19 protein-coding genes are annotated in these 15,406 nt (G+C 71.8%); 9 read left to right on the top strand and 10 right to left on the bottom strand.

All coding sequences use genetic code 11. The features are described 5' to 3' along the window. The first annotated feature begins 62 nt into the window (after nt 1-62). The 6 genes from ACQKM2_RS13735 (at nt 63) to ACQKM2_RS13710 (ending at nt 3,149) form a co-directional block, all read left to right on the top strand. A complete protein-coding gene (locus ACQKM2_RS13735) occupies nt 63-389 on the top strand; it encodes a DUF3052 family protein (RefSeq protein ID WP_427709316.1) in 327 nt (108 codons plus the stop codon). A 234-nt stretch (nt 390-623) separates the two neighbouring features. Continuing rightward, nucleotides 624-1,007: a hypothetical protein gene (locus ACQKM2_RS13730; RefSeq protein ID WP_427709314.1), complete on the top strand. Its 384-nt coding sequence runs from the start codon at nt 624-626 to the stop codon at nt 1,005-1,007. A 409-nt stretch (nt 1,008-1,416) separates the two neighbouring features. After that, entirely contained in the window at nt 1,417-1,710 is a 294-nt protein-coding gene (locus ACQKM2_RS13725) for a hypothetical protein (protein ID WP_427709312.1), read from the top strand. Nucleotides 1,711-2,038: 328 nt separating this feature from the next. Then, nucleotides 2,039-2,257: a hypothetical protein gene (locus ACQKM2_RS13720; RefSeq protein ID WP_427709310.1), complete on the top strand. Its 219-nt coding sequence runs from the start codon at nt 2,039-2,041 to the stop codon at nt 2,255-2,257. Between the two features lie 55 nt (nt 2,258-2,312). After that, nucleotides 2,313-2,720 (top strand): hypothetical protein, encoded by a 408-nt coding sequence (locus ACQKM2_RS13715; RefSeq protein ID WP_427709308.1) that lies wholly within the window; start codon nt 2,313-2,315, stop codon nt 2,718-2,720. Between the two features lie 246 nt (nt 2,721-2,966). Next, on the top strand, nt 2,967-3,149 hold the full coding sequence (locus ACQKM2_RS13710; protein ID WP_427709307.1) for a hypothetical protein: 183 nt from the start codon (nt 2,967-2,969) through the stop codon (nt 3,147-3,149). Nucleotides 3,150-3,300: 151 nt separating this feature from the next. Here ACQKM2_RS13710 and ACQKM2_RS13705 read toward each other — a convergent pair whose 3' ends face one another. The 6 genes from ACQKM2_RS13705 to ACQKM2_RS13680 are packed head-to-tail and all read right to left on the bottom strand — an operon-like array spanning nt 3,301 to nt 7,814. Beyond that, a complete protein-coding gene (locus ACQKM2_RS13705; protein ID WP_427709305.1) occupies nt 3,301-3,819 on the bottom strand; it encodes an SMI1/KNR4 family protein in 519 nt (172 codons plus the stop codon). A gap of 31 nt (nt 3,820-3,850) precedes the next feature. Next, nucleotides 3,851-4,561 carry a hypothetical protein gene (locus ACQKM2_RS13700; protein WP_427709303.1) on the bottom strand — a complete coding sequence of 237 codons (711 nt, stop codon included), beginning with the start codon at nt 4,559-4,561 and terminating at the stop codon, nt 3,851-3,853. Further along, a complete protein-coding gene (locus ACQKM2_RS13695) occupies nt 4,558-5,436 on the bottom strand; it encodes an ATP-grasp domain-containing protein (protein WP_427709301.1) in 879 nt (292 codons plus the stop codon). Before ACQKM2_RS13695 ends, ACQKM2_RS13700 begins: the two co-directional genes overlap by 4 nt. Then, the gene (locus tag ACQKM2_RS13690; protein ID WP_427709299.1) at nt 5,433-6,281 is read right to left on the bottom strand and encodes a hypothetical protein; all 849 of its coding nucleotides are present in this window, start codon (nt 6,279-6,281) and stop codon (nt 5,433-5,435) included. The genes ACQKM2_RS13695 and ACQKM2_RS13690 overlap by 4 nt, the downstream gene beginning before the upstream one ends. Beyond that, complete coding sequence (locus tag ACQKM2_RS13685) at nt 6,268-6,888, bottom strand: hypothetical protein (RefSeq protein ID WP_427709298.1); 621 nt, start codon at nt 6,886-6,888, stop codon at nt 6,268-6,270. Before ACQKM2_RS13685 ends, ACQKM2_RS13690 begins: the two co-directional genes overlap by 14 nt. Next, nucleotides 6,885-7,814, bottom strand: a complete 930-nt coding sequence (locus ACQKM2_RS13680) for an LLM class flavin-dependent oxidoreductase (RefSeq protein WP_427709296.1) — start codon at nt 7,812-7,814, stop codon at nt 6,885-6,887. The genes ACQKM2_RS13685 and ACQKM2_RS13680 overlap by 4 nt, the downstream gene beginning before the upstream one ends. Before the next feature lie 212 nt (nt 7,815-8,026). Here ACQKM2_RS13680 and ACQKM2_RS13675 point away from each other — a divergent pair, with 212 nt between their 5' ends. Both ACQKM2_RS13675 and ACQKM2_RS13670 read left to right on the top strand, forming a co-directional pair. Then, nucleotides 8,027-8,479, top strand: coding sequence for a hypothetical protein (locus tag ACQKM2_RS13675; protein ID WP_427709294.1), 453 nt, complete (start codon nt 8,027-8,029; stop codon nt 8,477-8,479). A gap of 212 nt (nt 8,480-8,691) precedes the next feature. Next, complete coding sequence (locus tag ACQKM2_RS13670; protein ID WP_427709292.1) at nt 8,692-12,045, top strand: HEAT repeat domain-containing protein; 3,354 nt, start codon at nt 8,692-8,694, stop codon at nt 12,043-12,045. Nucleotides 12,046-12,270: 225 nt separating this feature from the next. Here the strand turns inward: ACQKM2_RS13670 and ACQKM2_RS13665 are convergent, their stop codons facing one another. Together ACQKM2_RS13665 and ACQKM2_RS13660 are read right to left on the bottom strand one after the other, a co-directional pair. Then, nucleotides 12,271-12,915 carry a DUF4232 domain-containing protein gene (locus ACQKM2_RS13665; RefSeq protein ID WP_427709290.1) on the bottom strand — a complete coding sequence of 215 codons (645 nt, stop codon included), beginning with the start codon at nt 12,913-12,915 and terminating at the stop codon, nt 12,271-12,273. Between the two features lie 441 nt (nt 12,916-13,356). Then, nucleotides 13,357-13,608 carry a hypothetical protein gene (locus ACQKM2_RS13660; protein ID WP_427709288.1) on the bottom strand — a complete coding sequence of 84 codons (252 nt, stop codon included), beginning with the start codon at nt 13,606-13,608 and terminating at the stop codon, nt 13,357-13,359. A 346-nt stretch (nt 13,609-13,954) separates the two neighbouring features. Between ACQKM2_RS13660 and ACQKM2_RS13655 the strand changes: the two genes are divergently transcribed. Beyond that, entirely contained in the window at nt 13,955-14,443 is a 489-nt protein-coding gene (locus ACQKM2_RS13655) for an isochorismatase family protein (RefSeq protein ID WP_427709287.1), read from the top strand. A gap of 95 nt (nt 14,444-14,538) precedes the next feature. On the opposite strand, the gene ACQKM2_RS13650 is transcribed toward ACQKM2_RS13655, so the two are convergent. Together ACQKM2_RS13650 and ACQKM2_RS13645 are read right to left on the bottom strand one after the other, a co-directional pair. Then, nucleotides 14,539-14,736: a hypothetical protein gene (locus tag ACQKM2_RS13650; protein ID WP_427709285.1), complete on the bottom strand. Its 198-nt coding sequence runs from the start codon at nt 14,734-14,736 to the stop codon at nt 14,539-14,541. A gap of 248 nt (nt 14,737-14,984) precedes the next feature. Beyond that, nucleotides 14,985-15,281 (bottom strand): winged helix-turn-helix transcriptional regulator, encoded by a 297-nt coding sequence (locus tag ACQKM2_RS13645; RefSeq protein ID WP_427709283.1) that lies wholly within the window; start codon nt 15,279-15,281, stop codon nt 14,985-14,987. Between the last annotated feature and the right edge of the window lie 125 nt (nt 15,282-15,406).

Genomic DNA, 15,406 nt, shown 5'->3' with positions numbered 1-15,406 from the left:
CCGAGACCCCCGCCAGTGGTCAGGACTCTCTGTAGCTTCTTGACTACGGCGAAGCGTTAAGCGTGTCCGAATGGAGGAAGCCGCATGGCTCCGACGACGAATTCCGAGCAGCAGTCGAGGAGCGAGCCGGATCCGAGCTGCTCGGCGAAAACGACGCCGAGAACGCCGACTGCGTGCTCGTGTGGTGGCGCGCCGAGGACGGAGACCTCCTCGACACCCTGGTCGACGCGACCGGGGCCATGGCCGAGGGCGGCATGATCTGGCTCCTGACCCCCAAGACGGGCCGGGAAGGATATGTGGAGCCCGGCGACATCGCCGAGGCGGTACCCACAGCCGGACTCGCCCAGACCATGGGCCCGCGGCGGCCGCCGTGTCCCCGGATGCCCTGACCGGTCCCGCGTCAGGGCCAGGGCGCGGTCGCAGAGGGCCGGGGCGGTTGGGCGAAGGGAAGGCAGCAGGGAAGACCGAGGCTGTGGTGGTCGCGGCCAGGGCTACCAGCAAGCGGCGAGCAGGCCCAACGTGGAACCGACTGCCAGTGGCTGGGGAACTGGGGGCTGGACCGGATCGACCAGCGTGCCCTGCCCCTCGACAACAACTTCAGCGCCCACGGCAGCGGCCAGGGCGTGACCGCATACGTCCTCGGCACCGGCATCGACTACGGCCACCCCGACCTCGGCGGCCGTGTCGTCCGCGGCTTCGACGCGGTCGGCGACGGCCGTAGCGGCGGCGACTGCAACGGCCAGGGCACCCACGCGGCCGGCATCCTCGGCGGCACGACCTACGGCGTGGCGCGGAAGGTGAACCTGGTCGGCGAAGACGTGGGCCGCTGGGTCGCCACCCAACGACGGAACCGGGCGCTGCTGAACGCCGAGCAGCAGGCCCGGCTCCGTGCGCTCGGCATCACCCCGGCGAGGGTCGTACGGGCCCGTACCGCGGCCGCGAAGACCGGCACGGCCGGCAGGCCGGGCGCGGCGCAGAAGCCTTCCGGACCGGCCTCCGAGCCCTGACGCAGTACATCGAGCGGGAAGGCGGCGGCCTGCCCCGCCGTCGGCACGTCGAGCGCCTCCCGCACGGGACCGAGCACCGGACCGGGGTGTGGCTCGCCAACCGGAAGCAGCGCCGCGACCGGCTCCGCCCGGCACAGCCCGCCGCACGCGCCGGGCTCGGAATCGACTGGGCGAACTGAGGCCTGCAGGTGGCCCAGGAGGCCGGTTCTCGGGACTCACCAACGGATGTCCGGGGTGAGACGTCGAAGATCAGACGACCGGCACACGATCGGGCCACTCCAGCCCAAGGGCGTTGCACCCAGGCATCAGGGCGAGAAAGATCCGCTCTGGACGCACCCCCGTCCGGGCCGGACCTGCCCCGCACCAGGCATGGCCGACCGGCTCCCCCGCTCACGGAAGGAACAGCCCCATGGCCAAATTCAAGTGCACCAAGTTCGTAGCAGGCAGCAACGACGACACCAAGAACTTCCTCGCCACCCCCGGCGCCGTCGCGAAGGTAGCGCAGATGCTCAAGTTCGACCGGACCGACATCGACGTCGTCGTCGAAGCCGTGTGCACCTGCCCCGAAGGCAGGAAACTCCTGGTCATGGGCGGATACCCCACCATCGAATCCGAAGAGGACAACCGCGAAGGCTACGTCTGGATCGACAACAACGGACAGATCACCGACACCCAGGCCATCATCCTGCCCATCCTCACCTGACCACAGCACCCCGTCCCCGGCATCGGCATCGGCATCGCCATCGGCGCGAGAGAAATCAAACCGGACGCGCCAAGAGCAGCAAGGCCGGCTCGGTGAACTCGGCGTGGAGGGGACGCGGTCGCAGGGGGGGCAGTCGCGGCCGGGGCTCGTGGCGAACATACCCGCGGCCCCGGCGATGACCAGGCCCCACGCCACGGCCGTACAAGGTCGGCCCGTCACGTGGGTGGGCAGCGCACCCGATGGCTGGTGAGCGGCGGTAGGACCAGCGACAGGGCCCGGGGCGAGGGCGTGCGGGTGACTCGGGACAGCGGTGAGGGTGCGCGGGGATGTGCTCCCGCCCTGTGCGGCCGAGCCCCTCGCTTCCACCGGCCTGCCGAGTCGGCTCGTCACCCACCTGACGCTGTCCCGCGAGCGTCACATCGCGGCGGCCGACGCCACCAGCCCGCACGCCAACCGCCGGGCCACCGGCATCGCCGCCGCGATGCGGCCCTCGCAGCTCGGTGTCGTGCTGGAGCTCAGCGGCCGCCCCCGCAACCGCAAGGCCTGACCAGCAGACTGCCGCCCCGCCCCCTCCAAGTCCTCACAGCCCGGAAGGAAGTCCCGTGGAACTCCACGTCGTCGAGCGGCCCGCCAACGCCTTTCAGCAGGGCCTCACCGGCCTCCAGATCCAGGCGGTCGCCGGGCCCTGCTTGGGCCCGGTGGGCGGCTCCGGCCACGGGCGGTGGAGGGAGACCGTCGTCGCGTCGCTGCACGTGATCGCCGAAGACGTCGAGAGCTGCGGGCTGGACGCGGCCGACCTGCGCAAGGCCGCCGACGCCGCCCACGTCACGATCCGCCGAGAGCGTCACCGCCACGTCTGCGTGGTCATGACACGGGTGATCCGCCCCGAGGGACCCGATGTCACCGGAGCGGGTGTCTTCCTGACCAGAGCCGACGCCGAGGAAGCACAAGCCGTGATCACTGCGAAGTCAGTCGCCTGCTGGATCGAGGAGCTGCCGATCGCGGTCTGACCGGGAGCCGCTCCGGCACCCTCGACAGTGCGGAGAAGGATCTTCGCCTCGGCGGGTCGGGAGGCGTTCTTCGAGGGCCGCGTCCGCGCTCTCAACGTGCCTCGGGGAGCACGGAACGCCTGGCGAACGGATGGCCGGTGCGGCCGTGGCGGTGGGCGCGGCAGGTGCCGCCTCCGCCACAGGGGTGACCCTTGCGGGCCGGTGACTCCGGCTGGCCTGCCGCGTTGTCCCGGCATGGATGACGGTGTGCTGGACCTGTTGGATTCGCTGCTGGACAGTGTGCCCGAGCCGCGCCTGCGGCTGCTGGCCGAGGACGAGGCACGGGCGCTGATGGTGCTCCTCGGGGTGCTGGAAGTCGAGGCCCTGTCAGAGGATGTCCGTCGTGCGGCCGGAGACATGCGGCTTCGGCTCGGGGCCCGGCTGCGGTGATGAGGTCGCGGGCACGGGCGGCTTGCGGTGCTGGGTTCGTGCATCTAGCTGCCTGTGGCCAGGACGTCCTTCGCGACCTGCGCGAGCAGCTTGTCGCGCAGCGGCGGTGCGAGCGGGTCTGCGATCCGCTCGGCTGAGAGGCGGTGCTGGTTCATTTGCCGTCCGTGTGATCGAGATCGAGCGGCGCGGCCGCCCTCAGCCGCTCGGCGAACGTCTGGAAGTCCGCGGCCAGCAGGAGCTGCGTGCCGTCGTCCACGTCGAGCCAGATCAGGGACGGCTCTCCGTGCTCTCCGCAGGCCCGGTAGTCGAGAGCGATCCAGCAGTGGCCGTCACCGGACAGCAGTACCAGGGGCGAAGGCAGACCCCACTCCTCGACCAGGTACGTCGTGTCCAGCAAGGACAGCCGGCCCTCGGCACGGCCGATGCCCATCATCTCGTCGAGCGGAACGTGGTCCTCGCTCCACGACGTCGGCACGTCGGTCGGGAACGCGTTCCATCGCTGGGACACCACACCGCCGTTCTGGACCCGCAGGATCTCCAGCAGCGAAGCCGGCAGACGGACACCGAGCTGCCGCTCGGCGTCCTGAACGGCAGCGTCGGTCAACGGCGGCTGAACCCCATACCGGCCCTCGCCCCAGAACGTCGTCTTGACCTCGTCGAACTCAGCCACGAGCGCATCCTACGGACCCTGCGGCCGCCGGTCACCAGTACAGGAGCCAGCGTCCGTCGCACCAGACTCCGTGTCCCTGGAGGGTGAGCCTCTCGTCGTCGGGTTCCACGCGGCTGCTCGGGGCGACCTGGTGGAGGGTGTGGCCGGAGTGGATCACCATCTGGCCGGGCGTGTAGGGGACGTACTGCTTGGTGTGGAAGCGCTTGAGGTCGGAGGCGCTCTCGATCCAGCCCTTGCCGGCGGCCCGCCGGAAGTCCTCGTAGTCGGCGTCCCAGATGTTCAGGCCTCCGCCGGCCGCGGGCAGCCGCACGGGCAGGGTGAAGGACAGCAGCCGGGTCAGGTCGGTCCCGGGGGGCCAGTCGAAGGCCCGGTACTGCATGTCGAAGTGGACGGGAGCCTTGGGCTTGGTGAACACGGCGGCGGACAGCCACACGTGGAATCCGGGCATGGCCAGGTGTCCGGGGTAGTGGACGGGGGCGCCGAGATGTCCTTCGAGGAGGTCGGCGAGCCGCTCGTACAGCCCGCCGAAGGCCTCCCACAGGAGCGGCCTGGAGGTGTCGGCCCGTTTCCGGTACTCGCCGGTGTCCGGGCCCTCGGCGAGGTCGAGGTAGCTGGGTGTGCCCAGGGTGAAGAAGGAGGCGGGGTCGGCGCCGCGCGGGATCCAGTGCTCGCGCAGGCCGTGCACGGTCTCGCGGAGCGCTTCGCTGTCGGGTTCGGTGAGTACGGTCAGCCTGTCGATCACGGATGCCTCCCCTGGAGCAGCGCGAGGAGCGATGCGGTGATGTCACCGCCCAGCCGCCGGTCGTACCAGTCGTACGCCGGCATCGGGTTGACCTCCAGGCACCAGTGGGTGCCGTCGTCGGCGACCTTGAAGTCCCAGCCCGCGAGGGTCATGCCCAGCTCCGCGGTGTGCCGGACCACCTGTTCGGCGAGCGGTCCGGGCAGCTCGTACGGGGTGAACACCGCGTCGGGGTCGGTACGGTAGTCCGCCGCGCCGGAGCAGATCACCTCGGAGTGCACCCGGTCGCCGACGACATGGGCGCGGACGTCCAGGCCCCGGACGTAGCGCTGCAGGTGGACCGGTCCCTGCCAGGGGTCGAAGTCGGCCAGCTCGCCGGGCCGCAGGAGCCGGCTGTCGGCCCGTACCCCGGACACCGCCTTCACGATGGTCGGCCCGGCCTCGGCGAAGGCCCGCAGCCGTTGCGGCGAGGAGCCGGTGACGGCGGGCGGAACCCTGAAGCCGGCCCGGGCCAGTGACCGTTCGTGGAGCGGCTTGGAGCCGTTGTCGGACCGGATGGAGGGGCGGTTGACGACCAGACCGGGTATCTGGTCGAGCCAGGCCGTGAGGGCGGTGGTGAGCCAGCGCCAGCGCAGTGCCTGCTCCCGGTCCTCGGCGAGGGACGACAGGTCGCTGATCCGGCAGTAGTACGAGCCTTCGGGGTCGAGGGTGTGCTCGCCGAGCCGTGCGGGACGGGGCCCGCCGATGGCCAGCCACCAGTCGTCGTGCTGCACCGCCTCGCTCAGGTCGACGGTCTCGACGTGGACTCCGGCCGCGTCGGCGGCGTCGGTGAAGTGCGCGATGGTGCTTTCGGAGGCGAGTCCGACGGTGTAGATCACGGGAAGAGCACCTTCAGCAGTCGGGGGCCGAGGCCCAGCCAGACCATGCGCAGTTGTTCCACGTCGGGAAACGGCTCGACGAGGACGGGCTGCGCGCTGGTGAGGTCCGGAGATATCCGCCAGACCACGGAGGCCAGTAGGAGTCCGAGTCGCGCCACGACCTCGCTGCTGCGTTCCTCCAGGCGCAGCCCGTCGAGTTCGACGGCGCTGCAGGGCCAGGCGTGGTCCCCGAGGACCACCACGTTCTCGAACAGGGGCTCGGGGTCCGACCAGCGCGCGCGGTAGGGGCCGGTGCCGGCCGGCTGCTCGGGCCAGGGCCGTGTGGTCCACGAGCCCAGGTCCTGCACCCACCACTGGGCGCCGTCCCCGTGCTCCCCCGCCCCGCCCGCTGCCGGCGGGCCGTCGGGTTCCGGCGGCCGGGAGGAGAACACCTCCACCGAGCCTGCGGGCAGTCCGGCCCGGAGTTCTGTCAGGGCCGCGGAGGCGGAGACGCTGCTGCCCAGGGCGCCCGGTGCCGGACGGTTGATCACGGGTGCCGGAGTGAGGGCGGCGACGGCCCACAGGTGCGCCAGACACTCGTTGAGCTGGAACTCGGCGTCGAAGCTGATCCTGAGCAGGGGCGGCGCGGGCAGTCGGAGCACCATCGGCAAGGCCGGCTCGACGACGGCCGTGTCCTCGTCGACGGTCACGGTGAACATCTGCGCGGCGTCGAACACGTCGAGGACGGCCGCCTCGTGCCCGCTCTCCCGGACGAAGTCCCGCACTTCGACCGCCACCTGGTCCTCGGGGTCGGCGACGATGACCAGTCCGGAGAACTCGGCGTGGGGCACCTCAGATGACGACACCGCGCCTCCTCAGCAGTCGGTTGATCCGAGAGTCCCGCAGCTCCGCCGCGACCTCCTGCTCCTCCGTGAGCCGTCCCGCCGGGGCCGGTGACGCGTTCCGCATGCCGGTGCCCGCCCGGCCGGGGTCGTCGACCCCGGCGGCGGACCCGGGTGACCGGTCGACGAAGGTGCCGGGGCCAGGCGGGGTCATGGCCCCGTCGAACCCGTCCTTGCCGTCCTTCCCGTCCTTCCCGTCTTTGCTGTCCTTCGAGTCTTTGTAGTCCTTGCTGTCCTTGCTGTCCTTCGAATCCTTGTAGTCCTTGCTGTCCTTGCTGTCCTTGTAGTCCTTGATGTCCTTGGTTTCCTTGCCGTCCTTGACGTCCTTGGACTCCTTTCCGTCCTTGCCGTCCTTACCGTCCTTGATGTCCTTGTAGTCCTTGAAGTCCTTGCTGTCCTTCCACCTCTTGCGCGCCTCGGGCACCACGGGATCGGGACCCGCGTCCGCCTCCTCCGTCTCCGAGAAGGTCCGGCCCCGCTGCGGCGCCCCTCTCAGCATGCCGCTGACATCGCGCCGTTCGGCGGCCGACAGGAAGGGCCGCACCCGTGATTCGTCGACGGTCCACGTCATTGGTCCACCTTTTCCGTGGTCGGCCGGACTCCGGCTCGGTACAGCCGCACGGCCGCGCCGAGGCGGCTCTGGGCTTCCCCGTGATGCGGATTGAGGTTGAGGACGAGGTGGGAGACACCGAGCGCCTCGTACCGGCGCAACTCCCGGGCCACCGCTCCCGGCGGTCCGGTCAGGACGTCGACGCCCAAAGGCGCCTGCTCGCCGCGGCCGTCCTCCCCCTCGACGCTGACGTTGACGCCGAGCGTGATGCCCAGCGTCGCCGGGTCGCGCCCTTCCTTCAGGCAGCTCTCCCGCACCCTGGCCAGGACCTCCACGGCACCGGAGGGAGAGCCGAACCAACAGGAGTTCCACAGGTCCGCGTAGCGCGCCGCCAGCCCCATCACCCGCGGCCGGTTCGCGCCGACCAGGACGGGCGGGCCGCCGGGCCGGGGCCCGCGGGGGCGCAGTTCGCCGGCGCGCGCCCAGTGGTGGCTGCCGGTGAAGTCGACGCGCCCGGTCCGCAGCAGCCCGACGATGATCTGCAGCGCTTCCTCGAACCGGTCCACCCGGTTCTCGAAGGGGACGCCGAAGGCCTCGAACTCGGGCTGGTGCCAGCCGACGCCCAGGCCGAGGATGAGCCGGCCCCGGCTGACCTCGTCGAGGGTCACGGCCATCTTGGCCAGTACGGCGGGGTTGCGGAACGCCGTGCACATCACGAACGAGCCGAGTTCGACCCGATCGGTGGCCTCGGCCAGGGCCGCCAGGACGGTCCAGGACTCCCAGATGCCCTCGCTCGCCCCGTCCGCCCCCCGGAACAGGAGGTGGTCGAAGACCCACACCGAGTCGAAGCCCGACTCCTCCGCCTGGAGGGCCAGCGATCTGATCTCCGCGTACGAAGGCTGCCCCGACGGGTACTCGGCGAGAGGCAGGACAAGGCCGATCTTCATCGCTCCCCCGGACGGCTCGTGCTCCGCGGCCACCCCGAAAGTACATGGGGTGAGGGATCGTCACAATCCGTTGACCATACGGTTGTTGAACGGTATCGGGCGGCGCGGACGACGTACTTCTGCCGGTCCCCTCGACATCCGGCGCGGGCTGCGAGGATGCTTTCCGCCAGGGGCAGGAGGCGGCGGGGGGCGAGGCGGCGAGGGGGCCGGAGATGGTGGGGTCGTCGGGTGCGTCCCGGGTCCTGGTGCGGATCGCGGCGATGCTCTGCGCCGCGTGCGCGGTGGCGCTGGTGCTGGTCGCGGTGCTGGTCGACCTCGACACCGGGGACCGGGTCGCGAGCGTGGCCGGGGCGGTGGCCGGGCTCGTGGGTCTGGCGTGGTCGGTCGTGGCGCTGCGGCCCGCGGCTGACGCGGCCGGCGCGGCCGGCGCGGCCGGCGTGCGGGCCCACGGGCGGGGCGCGGTGGCCGTCGGCGGCGACGTCACCGGCAGCGCCCCGGGCAGGAACAGCAAGGTCACCGGGCGGCCCGCCGCTCCGGCGCGGGGCGCCGGTGCCGGTGCCGCTGCGGCCGGTCCGGTGACGGCCGAGGGCGACGGGGCGTTCGCCGCGGGCGGCGACGTCACCGGCAGTGCCCCGGGCGAGGGCAGCGAGGTCGACGGCCGGTGACCCCTTGGCGCCGGCGGCCGTGGCGACGCTCCCGCGCCGACGGGCAGCGGGACGCCTCGGCCCCTTCCCCGCCCGCACCGCCCCCGCCCCCGCCCCCGCCCGCCGGCGGCCGGCCGAACGGCGGGGGCGCGGATGCGGCTCCCGGCCCCCACGGTGCGCCCCGGCAGGTCTCGGCCAACGGCCGGAACTCGATCGGCGTCGGCGGGAACGCCGTGGGCAACGCCATGGCCGCGGGCGCCGTCGTCACCAACATCCACCTGGGGCCCGCCGCCGACGTGCCCCCCGACGAGCAGCGGATCGCCCGTGAGGTGGAGCGGTACGCGGCCCGCGTCCGGTCGGCGTACGGGCGGCTGGACCTGGAGGTGCTGATCCCCCGCCAGGAATGGGAGCATCCTGCCGTGGAGCTCCGCGAGGTGTTCGTACCGCCGCGGCTCCGGGCGGACCCGCCCCCGGTGGAGCTGCCCCGGGAGCTGCGCGAGCGGTTGGCGGACAACGGCGGGGTGCTGCGCCCGGAGGAACTGCCTCCGGGGCTCGACGGGGAGTGGCTGGAACGGGTGCGCCGGGCCTACCGGGACCGGCCGCCGGTGGAGGCCCTGGAGGTGCTGGCCGACCCCCAGCAGGGGCGCCTGGTGCTGCTGGGCGATCCAGGAGCCGGCAAGTCCACCCTCGCCCACTACCTGGCGCTGGCCCTCACCTCCGGTTCCCCGCCCCCGTCGCTGGCCGGTCTGGCCGACCGGGTTCCGGTCGTGCTGGAACTGCGCAGGTACGCCGACGCGCGCTGGCGCGACCGGTCCTTCGAGGACTACCTCGACCATGTGTGCACCATGGAGGGGATGTCGGTGCCGCGCGAGGTGCTGGCGGTCCTGCTGGAGACGGGCAGGGCCCTCGTCGTCTTCGACGGCCTGGACGAGCTGTTCGACCCCGGGGTCCGGGCCGAGACGGCACGGCGCATCGCCGGCTTCGCCGGGCAGTATCCGCAGACCCGCATCGTGGTGACCTCCCGGGTGATCGGCTACCACCACGAGGTCCTGCGCAAAGCCGGTTTCGGTCACTGGATGATCCAGGATCTCGCCCGGCACCAGATCGCCGAGTTCGTCCGGCGCTGGTACGCCGTGGTCTGTCCCGACGACCCGGACTCGGCCGCACGGCTGCGCGGGCGCCTCACCGACACCGTCGCGTCCTCACGGCCCGTACGGGAGCTCGCCGGAAACCCGCTCCTGCTCACCATCCTGTCGATCATCGGACGGCGGCAGGAACTGCCCCGTGACCGGCAGGGCGTCTACCGGCACGCGGTGGACATCCTGGTGGCCCACTGGGACCAGGACGCCAAGTACCTGGCGGCCCCGGCGCGGGCCGACGCCCTGCGCTACCTGGACGACGAGGACCGGCGCGAACTGCTGCGGCTGCTGGCCCGGCGCATGCAGGAGGGGGCGTACGGGATCGCCGGGAACCACATCCACGGCCAGGAGGTGGAGTCGGTGTTCGCCGCCTACCTGGCCGAGCGGTACGACCTGCCGCGGCAGGAAGCCGCCGCTGCCGGGCGGGAGATGATCCGGCAGTTCCGGGAGCGGAACTTCATCCTCAGCCGCTTCGGCGACGAGGTGTACGGCTTCGTGCACCGCGCGTTCCTGGAGTACCTGGCGGCGGACGACATCGCCCGCCGCTACCAGCGCGACCGCGCCTGGGACGAGGAGGAGCTGGTCCGGGAGGTCTTCGTACGCCGCGCCGACGACCCGGCCTGGCACGAGGTCCTGCTCCTGCTGATCGGGCAGCTCGGCGACCGGGACGCCGCGCACGCCGTCGACGCGTTCCTGGAGCTGCACGCCCGGGATGCGCGGACGACCCGGCACGACATGCTGGTCCTGGCCGTACGGGCGCTGGCGGAGGTCCGCAGGGTCGGCGCGCTCGGCGCGCAGAGCCGGGCGGTCACGGACGCCCTGATCGACGCGCTGGAACGCAACCCGGGCCGGACGGCCCAGCTGGCCCTGGAGGGCGTACTGCCCGCCCTGGCGGTGCTCGGCCCCCGCTGGAGCGGACGCCGCCGGCTGCTGCGCTGGTACCTGCTGCGCGGCCAGTTCCGTTCCCCGTTCCCGCTGCCCCCGAGGATCGCCTGCGCCCTGCACGCCGAACCCGGGATGCCGCTCCTCCTCGCGCGGCACTCGCCGGCTCCCGCCCGCTGGGAAGTACTGCGCACCGTGATCAACCGCCGGCCGGACCTCGACGAGGCGTGGCAGCTGGTCCTGGCCGCTCTGGACGCCGAGGACGGGGCAGCGCGCCAGGCGGCGCTGGAGAACATCGGCCGGTGGTGGAAGGAGGAGGAGAGCATCCGCCGGCTGCTCTTCGACCGGGCGGTGGCCGACCCGGAACCGGGCCCCCGCCGCTCCGCCCTCGAATCCGTGGCGGGACGCTGGCGGCACGCCGAGGACGCCCGTGAGCTGGTCCTCCGTCAGGCCGTCATGGACGAGGACCCGGGGTGCCGGCGGGAGGCGCTCGGGATGCTCCGGGAGCACTGGCCCGAGCACGCGGACACCTGGCGGATGATCAGCGCCCGGGCCGGCGCGGACCCGGACCCCGGACCCCGTCAGGGTGCGCTGCAACTCCTGGCGCAGGAGCGGCGGAAGGACGAGGGCGTCCGGCAGCTGCTGCTCGACCGGGTCGACGCCGACCCGGACCCGGGCCCCCGGGGGGAGGCGCTGGAGGCGATGGCCCTCATCTGGGGTACCGACCCGCAGGTCCGGGACCTGGCCCTGCGTCAGGCGCTGGCCGATCCGGACCCCGAACCCCGGCGCGGGGCGCTGGAAGTGCTGGCCTGGCGGTGGAAGGACCACGAGGGCGTGGAGGAACTGCTGTTCCGGCGGGCGGTCGACGACCCCGATCCGGCACCGCGCATCGAGGCCCTGGAGGCCCTGGCCTGGCGCTGGCGTGACCGGGAGGACGCCCGCGAACTGGTCCTGAGCAGAGCGTCGGCCGATCCCCACCACGACGTGCGGCGGGTGGCCATGCAGTTCCTGGTGCGCCGCTGGGGAGAGCACCCGGAAGTCCGGGAGTTGCTGCTGCGACGGGCCGACGCCGACCCCCACCCGGGGCCCCGCCAGGAGGCGATGTGGCTGCTGGGAGAGGTGTGGGCTGACGGTCACGAGATCCGGGAGCTGCTGCTGCGGCGCGCCGGCACCGACCAGGCACGCGGTCCGCGTGGGCTGGCCCTGGAGATCCTGGCCCGCCACTGGCCCGACCGTCCGGAGGTACGGAGTCTGCTGCTCGACCGCATGACCGCCGATCCCGACAGCGACGTGCGGCGGAACGCCCTGCACTGGATGGCCTGGCTGATGGAGGCGGATCCGGCCGCCCGCGAGGCGGTGCGTACGGCTGCGTCGACCGACCCGAGCAGGACGGTCCGTGCGGCCGCGCTGCATGTGTCCGCCTTCGGATGGCCGAGGCTGCCCGCCACCCTCGGCTTCTTGCGCGAACGGGCCGCCGAGGACGCGGACGAGTCGGTCCGCCGGACGGCGCTGGGGGCCCTCGCGACCGCCGAGGCCCTCGCCGCGCTCCCGGAGGACGGCACCTGAGGGTTGTCCCGCAGGCATTCATCAGGGTGGTTGCCCCTGACCGACGCGATCAGGTCTGGTTTCCGGTTCGCCCAGGCGGGCGCGATCGATGCGGCGCCTGACGGCAGCAGGGGCACGCCGTGCACCCGAGCTGCCGCGACTGCCGTCCTCCGCCGGGGACTCGGAGCCTGGATGGGCGACCTGGAGGCCGCCGCCGAGGCCCGCGCCCGTGGATGAACGGGCCGTTCACTTCACGGGGACGGCGTCCTTCGGGGAGGTGTGCCAGTTGGTGACGACGGGGCGGTTGACGGTGATCGTGCCGACCTTCAGGGAGACCGGGTCGGGGTCGTCGTTGCCGACGGCGACGATGATGCTGTCCAGCTCCTTGCCGCCGTTCTCCTTGGTGGTCTTCGGGTTGACCCCGGCGTAGGCGGCCGTGCCGCCGGTCAGCTCGATCTGCCGGCCGGGGGACTGCTCGGCGGGGCCCGCCTCCGTACCGTCGGATCCGAACGCCACCGTCGGCAGCTTGGCGGGAAGGTAGCAGGTGATCCCCGGCTTCGCCTTAGCGGTGATCAGGATGTATCCGCCGGCCTGGCTCTCGGACTTGGTGCTCCAGGCGATGTCGTTGGCGCGGCAGGCCTGCCCGACCTGCTTGGGCCCGCCGCTGCCGTCGCCGGCGCCCGAGCCCTTGCCGTTGGCCGCGGGCGAGCCCGACGGGGTACCCGGCTTCCCGGACGGAGCAGCGGAGGGCGTGGACCGGGCGGAGGGGGTGGAGCCCTGTGCGGCGCCGGTGTCCGAGGCCGCGTCCGAGGCCTGGCACGCGGTCATCAGCATGGTGCCGCCGATGAGGGCTGCGGAGACGAGAATGGCCTTGCGGCGGTTGCCGGACATGGAAGAGCCCCTTGGTCATCAATGGTCGGGCCGAGGCGGTCTGGATCTCGGCCGTTGTCCGATCACTATGAATGCAACATGCATCAAAGAGCTCCCGACGTTTCGTTCCAGTACACCGCTGTCGCAGACCGGTTACACGAAACTCAGAACGGGTCGATCTCCACGTGTCCCGTGGAGGCCGTGCAGACGTCCCGGCGGTCACCGCTCCGGCGAAGCTCCGAGACGCCGACCGCCGAGGAACTTCGCCGGATGACGGCCCTGCCGGTGCGCATCGCGTGGGTGTGCAGCAACCCCCACCGTTTCCCCAACACTGGTCAAGATCAGGTGGCAGGAGCCAGGTGGCGGTCAAGATCCGATGGCAAACGGTCAAGGTCACCTGTCAGAGGTCACCCGGGTGTGGCTGAGCGTTCCGGTTGGCGGGCTGAGCCGAGTTGTCGGCCGTCAGCGCCTTTGGTCCTCAACCGTCCAGTCGTCCCCCAGCTCCCGGCGCAATGCCTCCAGGGCTGCATCGGCCTCGCGCTGGAACGATTCCTGCTGGTCGCGGGTCCAGGGCGAGGGGCCCGCCGGGTTGTCCCAGTCGAGTGAGGACTGATACAGGTCGGCGAGCCTGGCGAGCTCATCGCTGGTACCCGGAGTGATGGGCAGCTCCTCCGGAGCGCAGGGGTATCCGTAGGGACTGTCGAGGTCCGGCATGCCCGATGGGCCTGGCCACAACGGAGTGTCGACGCCGCACTCAAAGAAGAACCGCAGGTGATGGGGCATGCCACAGCCTTTCATAGTGCTGGGTACGCGAGCGGCCGGCCGCCGCCTCCACGGCCCCGCCCCATCAGCCCCTCCCACGGTGGAAGGGCGTCGAGGCGCTCGTGCGTGCCCTTGTCGACGGTCACGCGATTCCCCAGGGAAGACGTCGCGCGATTCCCCCGTTCCCGGTTGATACGGTGGCCGGGCCGAGGCTGGCGCCGTCTGTGCAGCGAGCACGCAACGGGTGCCGGCGGGGTACCTGACTGCCGGCGCACCGGCCGGCCCTACGATCGGCGTCATGACCTCCGCACTGATCCTCATCGACCTGATGCCGCGCATCATCGCCCTCCCCCTCGCCCCGCACTCCGGTCACGAAGTCCTCGCACTCTGCCGCGAGTTGGCCGAGTCGTTCCGGGCGAGCGGGCGGCCAGTGGTACTGGTGCGAGTGGAGCGCCCGAACGTCGCCGAGCAACCGCCGGGCAGCGACTTCGCGGACGGCCTGGTACACGGCGGCGACATCGTGGTGGTCAAGCGCACCATCGGCGCGTTCTACGGAACCGATCTGGACGAGCAGTTGCGCAATCTGGGTGCGGACACCTTGGTGATCGCCGGACTGGTCACCACGATGGGCGTCGAGTCCACCGCGCGGGCCGCGGCGGACCACGGCTACCAACTGGAGTTCGTAGCCGACGCGATGTCCGGACTGACCGCGGATGAGCACGAGTTCGCCGTGGAGCGGATCTTCCCGCGCTTCGGCGAGGTGCGGAAAGCCGACGACTACAGATGACGCCCGCTCAGTGAGTCGGTCCCCTGCCTGTGCCTCCACTGCGTCCAGACACGACCGCCGTCCCCATGGGAAAGCGCGACCGCGAGGGTGGGGAATTACGTGACGCTGATCGTGTAGACCGTGGGGAAGTGCGTGACCGCTGACAGCCCTTCCTCAGTCCGCCGCCGCAGGACCCACCGGACCTGCTCGGGGACGGTGCCCGGTTCGGCGCCGGCCAGCCGGTAGCCCAACGGCCCCAGTCCGAACAGGAGGGCGCCCGCCGGCAGAACACACACCTCACGGCCGGTCACCACCCGGCGGACGCCAGGCCGGTACCGTCCAGCGGGGCGGTGAAGAGGGGGTCGCTGGTGCCCTCCTCGATCCTCCGGAGGAAGGGCGGTCGTACCGTCCGGGACCGGGCCATGGACGTGGACGACGTCAGCTTCCGTCCCTCTGCGCGGCGACGAGACCGTGGCCGAGGGGTTCTCACAGGCCGCTTGAGCAGCCCGTGTCCCGAGTCGGTGTCCGGGACGTCACCGGTCCGCCCGGTCAGGCGTGACCCTCACGGCTCCGTGGGCTCCTGATCGTTGCGTTCCTGCTCCTTCGCCCAGGTGATCGCCCAGTCGTCGAGCGGACCGAGGGCATCACGGAGCGCTGTCCCCAGCCGGGTCAGCTCGTAGCCATCGTCCGAGGGGGCGATGATCCCGCTCGATGCGAGTTCGCGGAGCCGCTGGTAGAGGACGCTGGACGACAGCCCTTCGCACCGTGCCAGCAACGCGCGGGCACCGAGCGGACCCGCCCGGAGTTCCCAGAGAATGCGCAGCGCCCACCGCCGGCCGAACAGGTCCATCGCGGCCATGAGGGGACGGCCGGTCGTCGATCCGCGAACCGGTGTTCCTGGGCGCGGTGTCGGCATGACCCTCCCCCTCCTTGCGTTTCGTTATTCGAAACACTAGCATCCCTGGCGTTTCTGATTCCGAAACG

It is taken from the genome of Streptomyces sp. NPDC004126 (assembly GCF_050275515.1).
Lineage (GTDB): Bacteria > Actinomycetota > Actinomycetes > Streptomycetales > Streptomycetaceae > Streptomyces.
The sequence above is the reverse complement of the archived record's forward strand: the minus strand, read 5'-3'. Positions and strand labels throughout refer to the sequence as shown.